The 17,081-nt window shown below is 71.1% G+C and carries 17 protein-coding genes; 14 read left to right on the plus strand and 3 right to left on the minus strand.

Going from position 1 to position 17,081, the window contains the following annotated elements; translation table 11 throughout:
• Window positions 1–41: 41 nt before the first annotated feature.
• Complete coding sequence (locus tag ACFYPG_RS16935) at window positions 42–938, minus strand: AAA family ATPase (protein ID WP_387352653.1); 897 nt, start codon at window positions 936–938, stop codon at window positions 42–44.
• Window positions 939–1,213: 275 nt separating this feature from the next.
• Here ACFYPG_RS16935 and rpmE point away from each other — a divergent pair, with 275 nt between their 5' ends.
• Both rpmE and prfA read left to right on the plus strand, forming a co-directional pair.
• The gene (gene rpmE, locus ACFYPG_RS16940) at window positions 1,214–1,438 is read left to right on the plus strand and encodes a 50S ribosomal protein L31 (protein WP_355008073.1); all 225 of its coding nucleotides are present in this window, start codon (window positions 1,214–1,216) and stop codon (window positions 1,436–1,438) included.
• 133 nt (window positions 1,439–1,571) lie between these two features.
• The gene (gene prfA, locus ACFYPG_RS16945) at window positions 1,572–2,660 is read left to right on the plus strand and encodes a peptide chain release factor 1 (RefSeq protein ID WP_387352655.1); all 1,089 of its coding nucleotides are present in this window, start codon (window positions 1,572–1,574) and stop codon (window positions 2,658–2,660) included.
• 121 nt (window positions 2,661–2,781) lie between these two features.
• Here prfA and ACFYPG_RS16950 read toward each other — a convergent pair whose 3' ends face one another.
• The gene (locus ACFYPG_RS16950) at window positions 2,782–4,326 is read right to left on the minus strand and encodes a diguanylate cyclase domain-containing protein (RefSeq protein ID WP_387352657.1); all 1,545 of its coding nucleotides are present in this window, start codon (window positions 4,324–4,326) and stop codon (window positions 2,782–2,784) included.
• 73 nt (window positions 4,327–4,399) lie between these two features.
• On the opposite strand from ACFYPG_RS16950, the gene prmC reads away from it, so the two are divergent.
• From prmC to ACFYPG_RS16970, 4 genes are all read left to right on the plus strand, one after another.
• Window positions 4,400–5,347, plus strand: a complete 948-nt coding sequence (gene prmC / locus ACFYPG_RS16955; protein ID WP_387352659.1) for a peptide chain release factor N(5)-glutamine methyltransferase — start codon at window positions 4,400–4,402, stop codon at window positions 5,345–5,347.
• Window positions 5,347–5,994, plus strand: a complete 648-nt coding sequence (locus tag ACFYPG_RS16960; RefSeq protein ID WP_091406475.1) for an L-threonylcarbamoyladenylate synthase — start codon at window positions 5,347–5,349, stop codon at window positions 5,992–5,994. The genes prmC and ACFYPG_RS16960 overlap by 1 nt, the downstream gene beginning before the upstream one ends.
• Window positions 5,995–6,606: a phosphotyrosine protein phosphatase gene (locus ACFYPG_RS16965; protein WP_355008069.1), complete on the plus strand. Its 612-nt coding sequence runs from the start codon at window positions 5,995–5,997 to the stop codon at window positions 6,604–6,606. It abuts the gene before it with no gap.
• A 106-nt stretch (window positions 6,607–6,712) separates the two neighbouring features.
• Window positions 6,713–8,824 (plus strand): transglycosylase domain-containing protein, encoded by a 2,112-nt coding sequence (locus ACFYPG_RS16970; protein WP_355008068.1) that lies wholly within the window; start codon window positions 6,713–6,715, stop codon window positions 8,822–8,824.
• A 339-nt stretch (window positions 8,825–9,163) separates the two neighbouring features.
• Here the strand turns inward: ACFYPG_RS16970 and ACFYPG_RS16975 are convergent, their stop codons facing one another.
• Window positions 9,164–10,627: an SDR family oxidoreductase gene (locus ACFYPG_RS16975; protein ID WP_387352661.1), complete on the minus strand. Its 1,464-nt coding sequence runs from the start codon at window positions 10,625–10,627 to the stop codon at window positions 9,164–9,166.
• A 35-nt stretch (window positions 10,628–10,662) separates the two neighbouring features.
• Here ACFYPG_RS16975 and glyA point away from each other — a divergent pair, with 35 nt between their 5' ends.
• The 8 genes from glyA to atpA all read left to right on the plus strand — a co-directional run bounded on the left by glyA (window position 10,663) and on the right by atpA (window position 17,077).
• Window positions 10,663–11,952 carry a serine hydroxymethyltransferase gene (gene glyA / locus ACFYPG_RS16980; protein ID WP_387352662.1) on the plus strand — a complete coding sequence of 430 codons (1,290 nt, stop codon included), beginning with the start codon at window positions 10,663–10,665 and terminating at the stop codon, window positions 11,950–11,952.
• Window positions 11,945–12,370: a hypothetical protein gene (locus tag ACFYPG_RS16985; RefSeq protein WP_387352663.1), complete on the plus strand. Its 426-nt coding sequence runs from the start codon at window positions 11,945–11,947 to the stop codon at window positions 12,368–12,370. Before glyA ends, ACFYPG_RS16985 begins: the two co-directional genes overlap by 8 nt.
• 181 nt (window positions 12,371–12,551) lie before the next feature.
• Window positions 12,552–12,788, plus strand: coding sequence for a hypothetical protein (locus ACFYPG_RS16990; RefSeq protein WP_355008064.1), 237 nt, complete (start codon window positions 12,552–12,554; stop codon window positions 12,786–12,788).
• 11 nt (window positions 12,789–12,799) lie between these two features.
• A complete protein-coding gene (gene atpB / locus ACFYPG_RS16995; protein ID WP_355008063.1) occupies window positions 12,800–13,597 on the plus strand; it encodes a F0F1 ATP synthase subunit A in 798 nt (265 codons plus the stop codon).
• Between the two features lie 63 nt (window positions 13,598–13,660).
• Window positions 13,661–13,888 carry an ATP synthase F0 subunit C gene (locus ACFYPG_RS17000; protein WP_074314047.1) on the plus strand — a complete coding sequence of 76 codons (228 nt, stop codon included), beginning with the start codon at window positions 13,661–13,663 and terminating at the stop codon, window positions 13,886–13,888.
• 32 nt (window positions 13,889–13,920) lie between these two features.
• Entirely contained in the window at window positions 13,921–14,460 is a 540-nt protein-coding gene (locus tag ACFYPG_RS17005; RefSeq protein ID WP_355008234.1) for a F0F1 ATP synthase subunit B, read from the plus strand.
• Entirely contained in the window at window positions 14,460–15,281 is an 822-nt protein-coding gene (locus tag ACFYPG_RS17010) for a F0F1 ATP synthase subunit delta (RefSeq protein ID WP_355008062.1), read from the plus strand. The genes ACFYPG_RS17005 and ACFYPG_RS17010 overlap by 1 nt, the downstream gene beginning before the upstream one ends.
• Window positions 15,282–15,424: 143 nt before the next feature.
• Window positions 15,425–17,077 carry a F0F1 ATP synthase subunit alpha gene (atpA, locus tag ACFYPG_RS17015; RefSeq protein WP_355008061.1) on the plus strand — a complete coding sequence of 551 codons (1,653 nt, stop codon included), beginning with the start codon at window positions 15,425–15,427 and terminating at the stop codon, window positions 17,075–17,077.
• Window positions 17,078–17,081 lie beyond the last annotated feature (4 nt).

Here is a 17,081-nt window from a genome sequence, read left to right on the forward strand (position 1 = left end):
CCGTCCGGACGGGCCCCACGAGCGGGGCCCGTCCGGACACCTCAGAAGTCGCCGTCGGCCACCTGGAAGACGGTGAGGCCCAGGGATCGCCACATCTGGACCACCTGGACGCGGTCGTCGAAGACTCCGGCCACCCGGTAGCGGTTCCGGATCTCCCGGTCGTAGATCTCCCGCTTGACGATCGAGTCCTTCCGGGAGTCTCCGACGGCGCGCAGGTGCAGGTCCAGGTACGGCACTCGTACGTGCCGGGCCAGCCACGCCTCGGTGGCCGCGCGGGCGGAGGCGTCCCGCCCGGAGCAGAAGACCACCCCGTAGCCGGCGGCGTGCATCGCCCGGACCGCCGCGATGACCGCCGTGTTCGGCTGGTCCTGACCCACCCGGGTCATGTCGTACGGGCTGCGGGAGACGGCCAGCGCGACTGTGCCGTCGATGTCCACCAGGACGATTTCCGGTGGCTCGGTCGACGGCGGGTGCACCACGGCGGGTCGTCCGGTGCGAGCCTGCGGCACCGGCAACGGCAACTCCCGGCCCTGAAGGTAGCGCTCGTGCAGCCGGCGGATCGCGTCCGCGCCGACCTGGTCGGTGGCCGGTCGGGCGGCGTCGCGGCGCAGGCACTCGTCCAGCGGCACGTCGGTGAAGTCGTGCACCTCGAAGTCCGCGCCGTGGCGGGCGGCCAGCTCGGCCCAGCCGCGCAGGGTCCGCGCGCGTAGGTTGGTGTCGTCCACGCAGACGTCCGCTCGGGCCCGCAGCAGCGCCTCGACCTGAGCCTGCTGTACGGCCGTCACCTGTGCCTCGGCCCACTGGGTGAACAGCCGTTCGCCGTGCAGCATCCGACGCAGATCGTCCCGGTTCACCCGCGACACGGACGGCTGGAGCGTACGGGCGAACGTCGTCTTGCCTGAGGCGGGCAGTCCCCGGGTGGCGATCAGACGGGTCATCGACCCACCTCCGGCTCGACGGGCGTACCCCGGTCGGGGTACCTGGCGGCGGTCCGCCGGGTGCGCGAATGCCCCGCCAAGCGGCGGGAATGCGGACGGGTAGGCACGTGTTGACGATGCCGGAAGAGGTGTGCGGCCCGATTACCGGGTCGGCTCAGGCCCATGGCACACTGGTCAATCGGCCACCGGTTCCGGTTCACGCCCGAGCCCGTCGCGTACGGCGCGACGAGCGATGACGGCGACCCGGCGACCACCAACGAGAGGACCGAGGCGACATGAAGGCAAACATCCACCCGGAGTACGTGACCACCGAGGTCAGCTGCTCCTGTGGCAACACGTTCACGACCCGCAGCACCGCCAAGGGCGGCACGATCCACGCCGAGACCTGCAGCGCCTGCCACCCGTTCTACACCGGTAAGCAGCGCGTTCTCGACACCGCCGGCCGGGTCGCGAAGTTCCAGCAGAAGTACGCCAAGGTTCAGGCCAAGAAGGCCAAGTAACTCCTCGTTCGGCGCCCGCGTCCGGTTTTTCACCGGACGCGGGCGCCGTCCGCGTTTTCCTCCATTTCCGCCCGGCCGCTGGCCTCCCGGCCCCGGCCCGGTCGTCGCGCACCGTCGAAGGAGCATCCGCAGCATGAGCAGCGAGCGTCTGGCCGGCCTTCTCGACGAGTACGCGGAGCTGGAGAAGCGGTTGGCCGATCCGGCCATCCACGCCGACCAGGCCACCGCGCGCAGGGTCGGCCGCCGGTACGCCGAGCTGGTGCCGCTGCACAAGGCCGCCGACGAGTTGGAGCAGGCCCGCGCCGATCTGGCCGCGGCTCGCGAGCTGGCCGCCGAGGACCCGTCCTTCGCGGCTGAGGCGGACGGCATCGCCGGGTCCCTGCCGGTGTTGGAGGAACGGCTCGCCGAGCTGCTCATTCCGCGCGACCCGCACGACGCCAAGGACGTGATCGTCGAGATCAAGGCCGGTGAGGGTGGCGAGGAGTCAGCGCTGTTCGCGGGTGACCTGCTGCGGATGTACACCCGGTACGCCGAGCGGCACGGCTGGGTCACCGAGGTGATCGACGCACAGGATTCCGACCTCGGCGGGGTCAAGGACGTCTCCCTGGCGATCAAGACCAAGGGTGTGCCGGACGGTGGCAACGGCGTCTGGTCGCGGCTCAAGTGGGAGGGCGGCGTGCACCGGGTGCAGCGGGTCCCGGTGACGGAGTCGCAGGGCCGGATCCACACCAGCGCCGCCGGGGTGCTGGTGCTTCCGGAGGCTGAGGACGTCGACGTCACGATCGACCAGAACGAGCTGCGCATCGACGTGTTCCGCTCGTCCGGCCCGGGTGGCCAGTCGGTGAACACCACCGACTCGGCGGTGCGGATCACCCACCTGCCGACCGGCATCGTCGTCTCCTGCCAGAACGAGAAGTCCCAGTTGCAGAACCGGGAGCAGGCGATGCGGATCCTGCGGGCCCGGCTGCTCGCCGCCGCCCAGGAGCAGGCCGACGCCGCCGCCTCGGACGCGCGCAAGGCCCAGGTGCGCACCGTGGACCGCTCGGAGCGGATCCGCACCTACAACTTCCCGCAGAACCGGATCACCGATCACCGGATCGGCTACACCGCGTACAACCTGGATCTGGCGCTCGGCGGCGAGCTGGACGGGGTGCTGGACGCCCTCACCGAGGCCGACCGGGCCGCCCGACTGGCCGGCGACACCGAGCTGACCCGCCGCTGACCCGACCCCAACCCCCGGCCCTTGCTGTCAGGTTCGATCATGGGATTGTGGTGGGTTGATTGTGGCGTCGTGGGCCTTTTGTGGGGCACCACAACTCCATGATCGACCCCGCAGGGGGTGATCAGCTTGCGCGCGGACGGGTCTTGGCGCGGAGCATCTCGCGGTCGGCCTGCTCGAACGCGACGCTGAGCGCGTCGCGCAGCCCGCCGCCACCGGAGACCTCGGCGAAGCCGATGCTGACCCCGACCGGGGTGCCCGGGACCAACGACTCCCAGTCCTCCAGGCGGACCGCTGCCTCGATCCGGCGGGCCACCTCGGCGGCCTCGATCATGCCGGTGTCCGGCAGCACCACCACGAATTCGTCACCGCCGTAGCGGGCCACGAAGTCGCCCCGGCGCATCACCCGGTTGATCACGCCGGCGATGCGTTGCAGCACCAGGTCGCCCGAGTGGTGCCCGTGCCGGGTGTTGACCGCTTTGAAACCGTCCAGGTCGCAGACGCCGATCACCACTCGATCGCCGCGGGTGACCACTGCCGTGATGTAGCGCTCCAACCGGCGGCGGTTGGGCAGCCCGGTGAGCGGGTCGGTCAACGCCTCGCCCTCGAAGCGTGCCGCCTCACGGCGCATCTCCTCGTGGTCGATGCGGGCGGCGATGCCGTCGATGTAGACGTCGCGCAGCCGGTCGTTGCGCTGCGCGGCGAGCCGGAACGCCAGCCGGTCGGCCCGGTGCGCCGCCAGGTGGTCCCCGGCGCGGGTCAACGCGATGCTGCGCAGCCTGGCCGGCTCGGCCGCCCCGAGCGTCTCGTTGGAGACCTGGACGGTGTCCAGTCGGGCGACCGCCTCGATCGGCCGACCATCGGCGACGGCGAGGCACACCTGCCCGAGCTGACGCAGGTCGCGGGCGCGGGCGCTGTCCCCGCCATGTGTCATCAACCGGGCCGGCTCGGGGCCTTCGGTCGCCACCTGATCGCCGAGCGCGGCCTGTCGAGCCGCCGCGTAGCCGTATGCGGCGAGGCTGCTCGGGCGTAGCTGGGCCGCCCGCCCGGCGCGGACGAAGCGGGTCAGGTCGGAGGCCACGTCCCGGAGCACCCGCAGGCAACCGTCGCTGTCGCCGTTGTGGTCGAGGGCCACCGCGTTGCGCAGCCGGATGCCCGGCGCGGCGAACGTCTCCTCCGGGATCCCGGCGGTCAGCCCGAGCTGCCGGGCCCGCTCGATGGCCCCCAGGGCGTACCCGTGGAAGCTGAGGTAGCTGTAGGCCATGGCCAGGTCGTGCCAGCCCCAGGCGGTGTCCCGGTCCGGGTCGGCGACGGCACCCAGAGCCCGGGCCGCCCGGACGAGGTGCATGACGCAGCGGTCCAGTGCGCCCTGGTGGTGCGCGGCGAGCGCCGCAAGGGCGTTGAGGTGACCGTGCAGATAGGGCTCGGCGAGGTCGCGGACCGCCGCCGACGCCTCTTCGATGGCCCGGGTGAACTCCGCCGTCCGACCGAGATTGATCAGCGCGGAGAGGCGCTGCACCATGGCGTCCGCTCGCGCCGCCGGGTCGTCGGTGGTGCGGATCACACGCTCCAGCAGGACGTACGCCTCCGCGGAGCGGCTGGCCTCCTGCAACGCCCGGGCGTGCGTCAGGGCGTCAACCTGGTCATCGACCCGGTCGAGCCAGCCCACCCGTCAACCTCCTGTCGTGCGCGCCTGGGCGCACCTGTTCGTCACGTCGCCCGCGACGCTTCATGATTATGTCGTGAGTACTTTGCCGCAACACCCCCCCGAAGGGACAGGCCCCATCCGGCCGTCCGCCGCGGTGGCCCGAGCGGCCCGCGCCCTCGCCGCCGCCGGGGTCGGCTCCGCCCGGGTGGAGGCCGAGTTGCTGGCGGCGTACGTGCTCGGGGTTTCCCGGGGTCGGTTGGCCATCGCCGACGGCCTGAGCGACGACCAGGTGGCGCGGCTCGACGAGTTGACGCGCCGCCGCGCCGCACGTGAGCCGTTGCAGCACCTGACCGGGCGGGCCGGGTTCCGGCACCTGGAGCTGTCGGTCGGCCCGGGTGTCTTCGTGCCCCGCCCGGAGACCGAGCTGTTGGCCGGCTGGGGCGTCGAGCAGGCCCAGGGGCGGCCCGACCCGGTGGTGGTGGACCTGTGCAGCGGCTCGGGCGCGATCGCCCTCGCGGTGGCTCAGGAGCTGCCGGGGGCGCGGGTGATCGCTGTGGAGCGGTCTGCGGGGGCGCTGGTGTGGCTACGGCGCAACGCGGCGGAGCGCGCCGCGGCGGGGGACCGGCCGATCGAGGTGGTCGAGGCCGATGTGACAGCGCCGGACCTGCTGGCCGAACTGGTGGGCCGAGTGGACGTCCTGCTCTGCAACCCGCCGTACGTGCCGGACGACGTGGTGGTCCCGCCGGAGGTGGCCGGGCACGACCCGGCGGAGGCGGTCTTCGGCGGCGCGGACGGTCTGGTGGTGATCCGGCCGGTCGTCGCCCGGGCGGCGGTGCTGTTGCGCCCGGGGGGTGCGTTCGGCGTCGAGCACGACGACACCCACGGCGCGGCGGTGCCCGAGCTGCTCGCCCAGGACGGCGGCTTCACCGCTGTCGCGGAGCATCTGGACCTCACCGGGCGTCTCCGCTACGCGACCGCGTCCCGACGGGCGGACGGCCAGCACGCCCCGATCGGGGCGGCGTGGCAGACTGACTCCTCGTGATGCTCTACGACTGCCGATCGCCCGCCGATCGGGACCGCGGCATCGCCGCGGCGATCGAGGCGGTCAAGAACGGCGAGCTGGTCGTTCTCCCGACGGACACCGTGTACGGGATCGGCGCGGACGCGTTCACCCCGTACGCGGTGAAGGCGCTGCTCGATGCCAAGGGCCGGGGTCGGCAGATGCCGCCGCCGGTGCTGATCGGCTCGCGGCACACCCTGGACGGGTTGGTCTTCTCGCTGCCCACGGCCGCCCGGGACCTCGTGGAGGCGTTCTGGCCGGGTGCCCTGACGATCGTGGTCGAGCACTCGCCGAGCCTGCAGTGGGACCTGGGCGACAAGACTGGCACGGTGGCGGTGCGGATGCCGCTGCACCCGGTGGCGTTGGAGGTGCTGCGCGAGACCGGCCCGATGGCGGTCTCGTCGGCCAACAAGACCGGCCAGCCGGCCGCGGTCACCGCCGACGAGGCACGTGACCAGCTCAGCTACTCGGTGCGGGCCTACCTGGAGGCCGGCCCCTGCCCGGATCCGGTGCCCAGCACGATCGTCGATCTGACCGGTGAGGTGCCGCAGCTGTTGCGGGCCGGGGCGATCCCGTTGGAGAAGCTGCGCGACGTGGTTCCGGATCTCGTCGACGGTCGGGCGGTCTGAGTGCCCCCGTTCACTGTTCTGCACGTCTGCATGGGCAACATCTGCCGCTCGCCGATGGCGGAGCGGCTGCTGGCCCTGGCGGTGCGGGAGCGGCTGACCCGGCGTTCGCAGGACCCGGCCCAGGCCGAGGAGCTGGTGCACAGCCACAGCGCCGGCACGGGTGGCTGGCACGCGGGTGAGGAGATGAACCCGCCGGCGGCACGGCAGGTCACCGGCCGTGGTGGGGACGTGGCGGGGTTCGCCGCGCGCAAGCTGCGCTCGGACCACATCGACGCCGCCGACCTGGTCCTGACCGCCACCGCCGACCAGCAGGAGTACGTGGTGGCGCTTCGTCCGGACGCGGCGGCCCGCACGTTCGTGCTGGGTGAGTTCGGCCGGCTGCTGGCCGCCGTGGACACCGCCGCGCTGCCGCCTGGTGACGCCACCCCGGAGGCCGTGTACGCCCGGGGGATGGCCCTGGTGGCGGCGGCGCACGACGCGCGGCTCGGCGCCTCGGCGCTGACCACCGATGATCTGGATGACCCGTGGGGTCGTGGCGACCAGTGCTTCAGCCGGGTCGCCGACGAGATCGAGGAGACGGTCCACCCGCTGGCCGGCGCGCTGCTGCCCTGAGCGTGGTGCGAGTTTCCTCCGGGTTTGGGGAAAACCCAGGGCCAAAGGGGCGTTCCGGGTCATTCTGAACGGGTCCTAGCGTGACCGGCTCCTGCGGGGAGAGCTGATGATCCGGGCCCAACTCGACAAACTGCTGACCGTGGTGATCGCCGGAGTGCTGGCCGGGTTGGTGCTGGCCGCCGCCGCACTGCCCGCGGCCCTGGTCTTCGGGATCGGCTTCAGCGCCCTGTCGACGCCGTACTCGGAGCTGCCGAACACACTCCGGACGCCGCCCACCGCGCAGCGCTCCAACCTGTACGCCAACGACGGCACCACAGTGATCACCTCCTTCTACCAGGAGGACCGGGTGGACGTGCCGCTGCACGAGGTGGCGCCGGTCATGCGCCGGGCGATCGTGGCCGCCGAGGACGTCCGGTTCTACCAGCACAGCGGGGTCGACCTGCGGGGCGTCGTGCGCGCGTTCACAGTGAACAAGCGCGACGGCCAGACCCGGCAGGGCGCCTCCACGCTGACCATGCAGTACGTCCGCAACGTGCTCAGCAACGACCCTCGGCTGACCGAGGCGCAGCGGGACGCCGCCACCGAACTCACCACCGTCCGCAAGCTCCAGGAGATGCGGTACGCGCTCGCGTTGGAGCGGGAACTCGACAAGGACGAGATCCTGACCCGTTACCTCAACATCGCCTACTTCGGTGCCGGGGCGTACGGCATCGCGGCGGCCAGCAAGCGGTACTTCTCCCGCTCCCCGGCCGAGCTGACCCTGGCCCAGGCGGCACTGCTCGCCGGTCTGGTGCGCTCGCCGGACAGCGACGACCCGATCAACGGCGACGCCGACAGCGCGGTGGCCCGACGCTCGTACGTGTTGGAGCGGCTGGTGGAGACGGGGCAGGTGCCGGCGGACGCGGCGGCGGCGGCCCGCGCCGAACCGCTGCAACTGCGGCCCAGCGAGACCCCGAACGACTGCACGGGTGTGCCCGACGCGCACCGCGACTGGGGCTTCTTCTGCGACTGGTTCACCCGCTGGTGGAGCAGCCAGTCCGCGTTCGGGGCGACCGCCGACGAACGGCAGCGCACGCTGCGCCGGGGCGGTTTCTCCATCGTGTCGTCGCTGGACCCGGGGGTGCAGCGGGCCACCACCGAGCAGGTGCTGAAGATCTACGCGCCGACCAGGGCCGAGGCGGTGCCCACCGCGGTGGTGCAACCGGGCACCGGGCGGGTGCTGGCCATGTCGGTGAACCGCTCCTACAGCGTGGCGGACAACCCGGTCGGGCAGAAGAACCGACCGAACACCGTCAACCAGTTGGTCGCCGGCGGCGGCGCGATCGAGGGGTACCAGGGCGGCTCGACGTTCAAGCTCTTCACCCTGCTCGCCGCGCTGGAGTCCGGCCTGCCGCTGTCGACAGACTTCGTGGCGCCGACCCAGTTGCTCACCCGCTTCCCGGTGACCGGTGCAGCGAGCTGCGACGGACGGTGGTGCCCGGCGAACGCCAGCCCGTCGTCGATGGACGGCCCCCGCACCATGTGGAGCGCGTTCGGCCGCTCGGTGAACACGTACTTCGCCTGGCTCACCGAGAAGGTCGGTGCCGACCGGGTGGTGGAGATGGCCGAGCGGCTCGGCATCGTGCTGCGGGCCGAGTCCGACGCCAAGCTGGCCCGCTACGGCGCGAAGGACTGGGGTCCGTTCACCCTGGGCGTGGCCGCGACCACCCCGTTGGACCTGGCCAGCGCGTACGCCACAGTGGCGGCCGAAGGAACCTGGTGCGCGCCGCTGCCGGTGGTCTCGATCACCGACTCGGGCGGCCGACCGGTCGACGCCGCCAAGCCGGACTGCCGACAGGTGCTCGACCCCGACGTGGCACGGGCGGCCACCGACGCGGCCCGCTGCCCGGTCGGCGACCAGTCGATGTACGGGCGCTGCGACGGCGCCACCGCACCCGGGCTGCGGGCGAAGCTCGGCCGCCCGGTGGCGGGCAAGACCGGCAGCTCCGAGCGGTACGAGACGGAGACGGTGGTGGCGTTCACACCGCAACTCGCGGTCGCCTCGATGGCCGCGAACCCGGACGATCCCCGGGACGCGGTCGGTCAGGCGGTGCAGGCCCAGATGGTGAACGCCGTCGGCGAAGTGCTCGCCTTCGCCCTGCGCGACCAACCAATCCGCGACTTCGTCCCGCCGAGCGAACGCACCGCCTTCCAAACCCAACCCCAAGCCGGCAACTAACCCACCCCACCCCACCCCTCCCCACCCCCAAGCCCACCCCACCCCACCCCAGCCCGGTCGATCATGGACTTGTGGTGGGCATTGAATCCACAAGAGCCCTTTTTGTGGGGCACCACAACTCCATGATCGACGCGGGTGAGGCCCCGCGCCGCCTCACTCCCGCGATCTTGCAGTTTCTGTCGCGACAAAGGGCGCACCAGCTCTCAAATCGACAACACAAAGTGCAAGATCGCGGAGTGGGGCTGGCGGGAGTGCGGCGGGGCGGGGTGCGGCGGCGCGGGCGACGTGAGCGATGCCGCCGCGCGGGGAGGCAAGAGAGGCGCGAGAGGCGCGGGGTGGTTAGCGGGGTTGTTCGGCGTTGCGGGCTATGTTGCGGGCCATTCCGCCGAAGACCACCGCGTGGAACGGGGCCACCGACTTCCAGTAGGCGTGCCCCGGCAGGCCGCGCGGCAGGAAGACGGCGCGTTGCTGGTAGCGGCTGCGGCCGTCGTCGGCCGGCAGGACCCGCATCTCCAGCCAGGCCCGGCCAGGTAGGCGCATTTCGGCGCGCAGTCGCAGCAGCTCGCCCGGGATGATCTCCTCGACCCGCCAGAAGTCCAGCGCCTCGCCGACCTGGAGGCGGTGCGGGTCGCGTCGACCTCGCCGCAGCCCGACCCCGCCGACCAGCCGGTCCAGCCAGCCGCGGATCGACCAGGCGAGGGGGAACGAGTACCAGCCGTGTTCGCCACCGACGCCCTCGACGACCCGCCAGAGCGCAGTGGGTGGTGCGTCAACCGCTCGCTCCCGGACGTCGGTGTAGGCGGTGCCACCGGACCACACCGGGTCGGTGGGCAGTGGCTCGGCGGGCGCGTCCGGGCCGCTCGCTGTGGACCAGCGGGTCTCCACCTGGGCGTCGCGCACCTTGGCCAGCGCCAGCGCCACCGCCTCGTCGAAGCCGGTCAGCCCGCCGGGCGGGTCCGGGATGTAGCGGGCGATGTCGTGTTCGTGGGCGACCGCTTCGTGGATCAGGCTCTCCACCAGGGGGCGGGCAATCTTGTTCGGCACCGGGGTGATCAGCCCGACCCAGTGCGAGGAGAGGGACGGGGTGAGCGGGCGGACCGGCACGATGATCCGCCGGCGCAGCCCGGCCACCCGGGCGTAACGCTGCATCATCTCGCGGAAGGTCAGCACGTCCGGACCGCCGACGTCGAAGCCCCGGTTGACCTCGGTCGGCAGTTCGGCGCAGCCGGCCAGGTAGTGCAGCACGTCGCGGACCGCTATCGGTTGGATCCGGTTGCGGACCCAGCGTGGGGTGATCATGGCGGGCAGCCGCTCGGTCAGGTAACGCAGCATCTCGAACGACGCCGAGCCGGACCCGATGATCACCGCGGCGCGGAGCACCGCAGTAGGCACTCCGCTGCCCAGCAGGATCCGGCCGACCTCGGCACGGGACCGCAGGTGCGGGGAGGGCACCTCCGCGTCGGACGCCGGCTCGGGGCCGCCCAGGTAGACGATCCGCCGTACGCCGGCCGCGCGCGCGGCGGCCGCGAAGTTGGTCGCCGCCGCCCGGTCGGCCGCTTCGAAGTCGGACCGGCCCAGCGAGTGCACCAGGAAGTACGCGACGTCCACGTCGGCGAACGCGGCGGGCAGCGTCTCCGGCCGACTCAGGTCTCCTTCGACGATTTCGGCCGCCGAGGCCCAGGGCACGTCGCGCAGCCGTACCGCCTTGCGGGCGAGGCAGCGCACTGTGTGCCCGTCGGCGAGCAGCAGCGGCGTCAGCCGCCCGCCGATGTAGCCGGTAGCGCCGGTGACGAGGCATCTCACGGGTTCCAGTGTGCGGCCCCCTAGACTCGTTCGCTGTGGAGACCGAGACGAGCACCTTCTGGGGGCCGGATTTCGCGCAGCTCAGGGCCACCGACCCGGAGATCGCCGGGGTGGTCCTCGGCGAGTTGGACCGGTTGCGGGGTGGCCTGCAGCTCATCGCCAGCGAGAACCTGACCTCGCCGGCGGTGCTGGCCGCGCTCGGTTCGACGCTGACGAACAAGTACGCCGAGGGTTACCCGGGCCGGCGCTACTACGGCGGTTGTGCCGAGGTGGACCGGGCCGAGGAGATCGGCATCGCCCGAGCCAAGGAACTCTTCGGGGCTGAGCACGCGAACCTCCAGCCGCACTCCGGGGCGAGCGCCAACCTGGCCGCGTACGCCGCGTTGGTGCAGCCGGGGGACACGGTGCTGGCGATGGACCTACCGCACGGCGGGCACCTCACCCACGGCAGCCGCGTGAACTTCTCCGGCAAGTGGTTCCACCCGGTCGGCTACCCGGTCCGGCCGGACACCGAGCAGATCGACTACGACGAGGTACGGGACCTGGCGCGGGCGCACCGACCCAAGCTGATCATCTGTGGGGCCACCGCGTACCCACGCCTGATCGACTTCGCGCGGTTCCGGGAGATCGCCGACGAGGTCGGCGCGTACCTGATGGTGGACGCGGCGCACTTCATCGGCCTGGTCGCCGGTCGGGCGATCCCGTCCCCGGTGCCGTACGCCGATGTCGTCTGCGCCACCACCCACAAGGTGCTGCGCGGGCCGCGCGGCGGCATGATCCTGTGCCGCGAGTCGCTGGCCCAGCGGATCGACAAGGCGGTCTTCCCGTTCACCCAGGGGGGCCCGCTGATGCACGCGGTCGCGGCCAAGGCGGTCGCGCTGCACGAGGCCGCCCAGCCGGAGTTCCAGACGTACGCCCGGCAGGTGGTCAGCAACGCCCAGGCTCTCGCCGCCGGGCTGGCCGACGAGGGGATGCGCCCGGTGTCCGGTGGCACCGACACCCACCTCGCCCTGATCGACCTGCGGGAGCTGGGGGTGACCGGCACCGAGGCCGAGCGCCGCTGCGACGCCGCGTCGATCACCCTGAACAAGAACGCCATCCCGTACGACCCGCAGCCGCCGATGGTGGCCTCCGGCATCCGGGTGGGCACACCGAGTGTCACCACGCAGGGAATGCGCGAGGGGGAGCTGCGTCAGGTGGCGACCCTGATCGCCCGTGCCGTGCGCACCGATCCCGGTGCTGCGGGCGGGGTCGACGAGTTGACCCGGCTCGGTGCCGAGGTGGCCGAGCTGGTCGCGGCGTTCCCGGCGTACCCCCGTGGCTGAGCCTGGGGTGGTCGAGCCGGGCACCGACCGGCGGTGGCGGCTGCGGCACCTGCCGGTGTTGCTGGCCGCGTCGGCGGCGCTCGCCGTGGTCGCCGCGGTGGTGGGCGGGGTGACCGGCGGTGTGACGGCAGCGGTCGGCGCGGCGGCCGGCGTGGGCGTCACAGTGCTCAGCTACACCCTCACCACCGTGGTGCTGGCGCGGGCCGACCAGGTCAACCCGCAGTTGCTGCTGCCACTCGGGGTGGGCCTGTACGTGCTGAAGTTCAGCCTGTTGGGTGCGGTGCTGGTGGCGGTGGCGTCGACTGGTTGGCCCGGTTTGATCCCTCTTTGCCTTGGCATCGTCGCCGGGGTGGCAGTGTGGACAGCGGTGCACCTCTGGTGGCTGACCACGGTGCACGCTCACCGGCCGCACGGCTGACCCGGCGGTCGTCCCAACCAGCGGACGCGCCGCAATGTGTCGGCCTCCGGTCATTTTCCGACGGGCGGAAGGGGAGTAGCGTGCCCACAGACGACGGCGCCCACGAGAAGCCCACACAACGACGGTTGTGCGGGGGGTGAGGCACAGCCTCGTCTTCCCGGCTGATATCGTTCGCCCCGTCATGGCTGGTGACCAAACCCCCCGTCCCGCCGGTGATTCGGACGATTATCCGTCCGGCGCCGGTCAGGGTTGGACCGCGCTCAGCTACCTCATCGGAGGAATGCTCGTGTGGGGTTTCATCGGCTGGCTGGTCGACCAGTGGCTCGATACAGGTGGCGTCGCCACCGGGATCGGCGTCGTGCTCGGCGTGACCGGGGGGATCATCCTCGTCGTCCGCCGGCTCGGCACGCCTACTTAGGAAGGGACACGGTGTTCGGACAGGCGAACGTTCTGGCAGCGGGCCAGGCGGCATTCCCACCCAGTGTGGACGACTTCTACCTGCCCGCGATCGTGCCCTGGGGCGTGGAGAACGCCCCGTGGTTCACCAAGTTCACGCTGATGATCTGGATCGCGGTCGGCGTTCTGATCATCTTCTTCCTGGCGACCTATCGGAACCCGCAGTTGGTGCCGACCAAGAAGCAGTGGTTCGCCGAGTCGATCTACGGCTTCGTGCGCAACAACATCTCGGTCGACATGATCGGTCACCAGGGCGTGCGGTTCGCTCCGTACTTCACGACGCTGTTCTGCTTCGTGCTGTTGACGAACTCGTTCGCGATCATTCCGTTCTTCCAGATCTCGCCGAACTCGCACATCGCCTTCCCGGCGATCCTCGCGGTGATCAGCTACGTGCTGTTCAACTACATCGGCATCCGGCACCACGGCTTCGGTAAATACTTCAAGCACGCCCTGATCCCGCCGGCACCGTGGTACATCCTGCCGCTGCTGATCCCGATCGAGGCGTTCTCGACCTTCATCATCCGGCCGTTCTCGCTGGCCGTTCGTCTCTTCGCGAACATGTTCGCCGGCCACATGCTCCTGCTGGTCTTCACGCTCGGCGGCTTCGCGATGCTCAACGCCAACGCCTGGCTGGCGCCGATCTCGGTGGTCTCCTGGGTGATGACAGTGGCGCTGACCCTCCTCGAGGCGCTGGTCATCGTCCTGCAGGCATACGTCTTCACCGTGCTGAGCGCCAGCTACATCCAGGGCGCGCTCGCCGAAGAGCACTGATCCACGCACCAACCGTTGTCGTCCCGCGTGAGAGTCACGCGTGATAACCAGGAGGAACCACTAATGGATTACGTCGCCGCGGTAGAGGGCAGCACCGCCGCCATCGGCTACGGCCTCGCGGCCATCGGCCCGGGCATCGGCGTTGGCCTGGTCTTCGCCGCCTACATCCAGTCGACCGCCCGGCAGCCCGAGTCGTCGCGCATGACCCTGCCGTACGTCTGGATCGGCTTCGCCGTCATCGAGGCGCTCGCGCTGTTCGGCATCGCCTTCGGCTTCATCTGGGCCGGCTGATTCCGCCCCTTCCGACCGGGAGGTCACCCATGTTGTTCCTCCTCGCCGCCGAGGGTGGTGAGTCAGACCACAACCCGATCATTCCGATCTGGCAGGAGATCGTGGTCGGCACGGTCGCCTTCGCCGTGCTCTGCTTCGTGCTGATGAAGTTCGTCTTCCCGCGCATGGAGCAGACGTTCCAGGCTCGGGTCGACGCGATCGAGGGCGGCATCAAGCGCGCCGAGGCCGCCCAGGCCGAGGCGAACCAGCTGCTCGAGCAGTACCGTGCCCAGCTCGCTGAGGCTCGGACCGACGCCGCCAAGATCCGTGACGACGCGCGGGCCGACGCCGAGGGCATCCGCCAGGACATCCTCGTCAAGGCGCGGGAAGAGTCCGACCGGGTCATCCAGGCGGGCAAGGACGCGCTCGCCGCCGAGCGGGCCACCATCGTGCGCGAGCTGCGCGCGGAGGTCGGCACCATCGCGGTGGACCTGGCCAGCAAGATCGTTGGCGAGTCGCTGGCCGACGAGGCGCGGCGTAAGGGCACCGTCGACCGGTTCCTGAGCGGCCTCGAGAGCACGGGGGCCCGCTGATGCAGGCCGCCAGCCGGGAGTCGTACAAGGTCGCGGCCGAGCGCCTCGACGCGTACGTCCGCGGCGCGGAGCCGTCGGCGGTGGCTTCCACCGCCGACGCCATCCTCTCCGTGGCGACCCTGCTGCGGCGTGAGCCGCGGCTGCGCCGGGCGCTCTCCGAGCCGGCCCGCTCCGGCGAGGATCGCGGGGCGCTGCTCGGCGACATGCTGGGCGGGCGGATCGGCGCGGACGCGCTCGACCTGCTCGTGTCGCTGGTCGCCGGCCGGTGGTCGGCACCGTCGGAGCTGCTCGACGGCACCGAGCGGCTGGGCGTGGAGGCGCTGCTGGCCAGCGCCGACAAGGCCGGCGAGTTGGGCGAGGTCGAGGACGAGCTGTTCCGCTTCGGCCAGGTCGTCTCCGGGCAGTCGGCGCTGAGCAACGCGCTCGCCGACCCGGTCGCCCCGGTCGAGCAGCGGGCCACCCTGGCCCGCGAGCTGCTGGCCGACAAGGCCCGCCCGGTCACCGTCCGCCTCGTCGAGGCGGCGCTCGGCGGGTTCGGGGGACGCTCCTTCAGCGGGGCGCTCACCCGGCTGGTCGAGCTGGCCGCCGACCGGCGTGACCGGCAGGTGGCGTACGTGACGGTCGCGGCCCCGTTGAGTGACGAGGACGAGCGTCGGCTGGGTGCGAGCCTCACCGCGATATACGGTCGAGAGGTCTCCGTCAAGCAGACGGTCGACCCCGCCGTTCTCGGTGGCGTGAGCGTCCGGGTCGGTTCCGACCTGTACGACGGCACCATCCTGCGCCGCCTCAACGAGACCCGCAACGCGCTCGCGAAGCGCTGAACGGCTCCGCCGCCCAGCAATGCGGTGGTTCCGCCGCCTCACCGCTGGGGCGGCTCCGCCGCCGCAGCGCCCGGATTGACAGACGCCATTCGGACCGGTTGGTACTAGGTATCCCGGGCCCCTGAATTTTAAGGAAGCAGAGGATGGCCGAGCTGACCATCTCGACGGAGGAGATCCGCGGCGCCCTGGAGCGCTACGTCTCCTCTTACTCGTCCGACGTCTCCCGCGAGGAGGTCGGCACCGTCGCCGACACCGGCGACGGCATCGCCCACGTCGAGGGCCTGCCCTCGACCAAGACCAACGAGCTCCTGGAGTTCGAGGACGGCACGCTCGGCGTGGCGTTGAACCTCGACGTGCGGGAGATCGGCGTCGTCGTCCTCGGTGACTCCGCCAAGCTCGCGGAGGGCCAGCGGGTCAAGCGCACCGACCGGGTCCTCTCGGTCCCGGTCGGCGACGCCTTCCTCGGCCGCGTGGTCAACGCCCTCGGCCAGCCGATCGACGGCCTCGGCGACATCGCCGAGGAGGGCTACCGCGAGCTGGAGCTGCAGGCTCCGAACGTGATGGCCCGGCAGTCGGTGTTCGAGCCGCTGCAGACCGGCATCAAGGCCATCGACGCGATGACGCCGATCGGCCGGGGCCAGCGGCAGCTGATCATCGGTGACCGGAAGACCGGCAAGACCACCGTCGCGCTGGACGCCATCCTCAACCAGCGAGACAACTGGCGCACCGGCGACCCGAAGAAGCAGGTCCGCTGCATCTACGTCGCCATCGGCCAGAAGGCCTCCACCATCGCCTCGATCAAGGGGCAGCTGGAGGAGGCGGGCGCGCTGGAATACACCACTATCGTCGCCTCGCCGGCCTCCGACCCGGCCGGCTTCAAGTACCTCGCCCCGTACACCGGCTCGTCCATCGGGCAGCACTGGATGTACGGCGGCAAGCACGTTCTGATCGTCTTCGACGACCTGAGCAAGCAGGCCGAGGCGTACCGGGCCGTGTCGCTGCTGCTGCGTCGCCCGCCGGGCCGTGAGGCGTACCCGGGTGACGTCTTCTACCTGCACTCCCGCCTGCTGGAGCGCTGCGCGAAGCTCTCCGACGAGCTGGGTGGCGGCTCGATGACCGGTCTGCCGATCATCGAGACGAAGGCCAACGACATCTCGGCCTTCATCCCGACCAACGTCATCTCGATCACCGACGGCCAGATCTTCCTGGAGACCGACCTGTTCAACCAGGGCGTTCGTCCGGCGATCAACGTCGGCACCTCGGTCTCCCGGGTCGGTGGCGCCGCGCAGGTGAAGCCGATGAAGAAGGTCTCTGGTTCGCTGCGGCTCAACCTGGCCCAGTACCGCGAGCTGGAGGCGTTCGCCGCCTTCGCCTCGGACCTGGACCGCGCGTCGCAGAACCAGCTGAACCGTGGTTCGCGTCTGGTGGAGCTGCTCAAGCAGTCGAACTACTCGCCGTACCCGGTGCAGGAAGAGGTCGTCTCGGTCTGGTCCGGCGTCGAGGGCAAGCTCGACGACATCCCGGTCGGCGAGGTGCGGCGCTTCGAGTCGGAGTTCCTCCAGTACCTGCGGCACAAGCACGAGGGTGTCCTCGCGTCGATCGCCGACAACCAGTGGAACGACGACATCACCGGCTCCCTGGACACCGCGATCGCGGAGTTCAAGCAGGTCTTCCTCAACAAGGAGGACGAGCGCAAGGTCAACGACGCGCCGGCCACCCCACTTGAGGGCGACGAGAACCGCGAGACGGTGACCCGCTTCCGCGACAGCGCGACCGACCGCCCGGCCGAGAGCTGATCCC

It is taken from the genome of Micromonospora sp. NPDC005553, assembly GCF_042871765.1.
GTDB lineage: Bacteria > Actinomycetota > Actinomycetes > Mycobacteriales > Micromonosporaceae > Micromonospora.

Bases quoted from the DNA above. Each gene is read 5' to 3' on its own strand.
- ACFYPG_RS17010 (WP_355008062.1), top strand. From the start codon at position 14,460: ATGCAGGCCGCCAGCCGGGAGTCGTACAAGGTCGCGGCCGAGCGCCTC.
- atpA (WP_355008061.1), top strand. From the start codon at position 15,425: ATGGCCGAGCTGACCATCTCGACGGAGGAGATCCGCGGCGCCCTGGAG.
- ACFYPG_RS16960 (WP_091406475.1), top strand. From the start codon at position 5,347: ATGCTCTACGACTGCCGATCGCCCGCCGATCGGGACCGCGGCATCGCC.
- rpmE (WP_355008073.1), top strand. From the start codon at position 1,214: ATGAAGGCAAACATCCACCCGGAGTACGTGACCACCGAGGTCAGCTGC.
- ACFYPG_RS16935 (WP_387352653.1), bottom strand. From the start codon at position 938: ATGACCCGTCTGATCGCCACCCGGGGACTGCCCGCCTCAGGCAAGACG.
- ACFYPG_RS16970 (WP_355008068.1), top strand. From the start codon at position 6,713: ATGATCCGGGCCCAACTCGACAAACTGCTGACCGTGGTGATCGCCGGA.
- ACFYPG_RS17000 (WP_074314047.1), top strand. From the start codon at position 13,661: ATGGATTACGTCGCCGCGGTAGAGGGCAGCACCGCCGCCATCGGCTAC.
- ACFYPG_RS16990 (WP_355008064.1), top strand. From the start codon at position 12,552: ATGGCTGGTGACCAAACCCCCCGTCCCGCCGGTGATTCGGACGATTAT.
- prfA (WP_387352655.1), top strand. From the start codon at position 1,572: ATGAGCAGCGAGCGTCTGGCCGGCCTTCTCGACGAGTACGCGGAGCTG.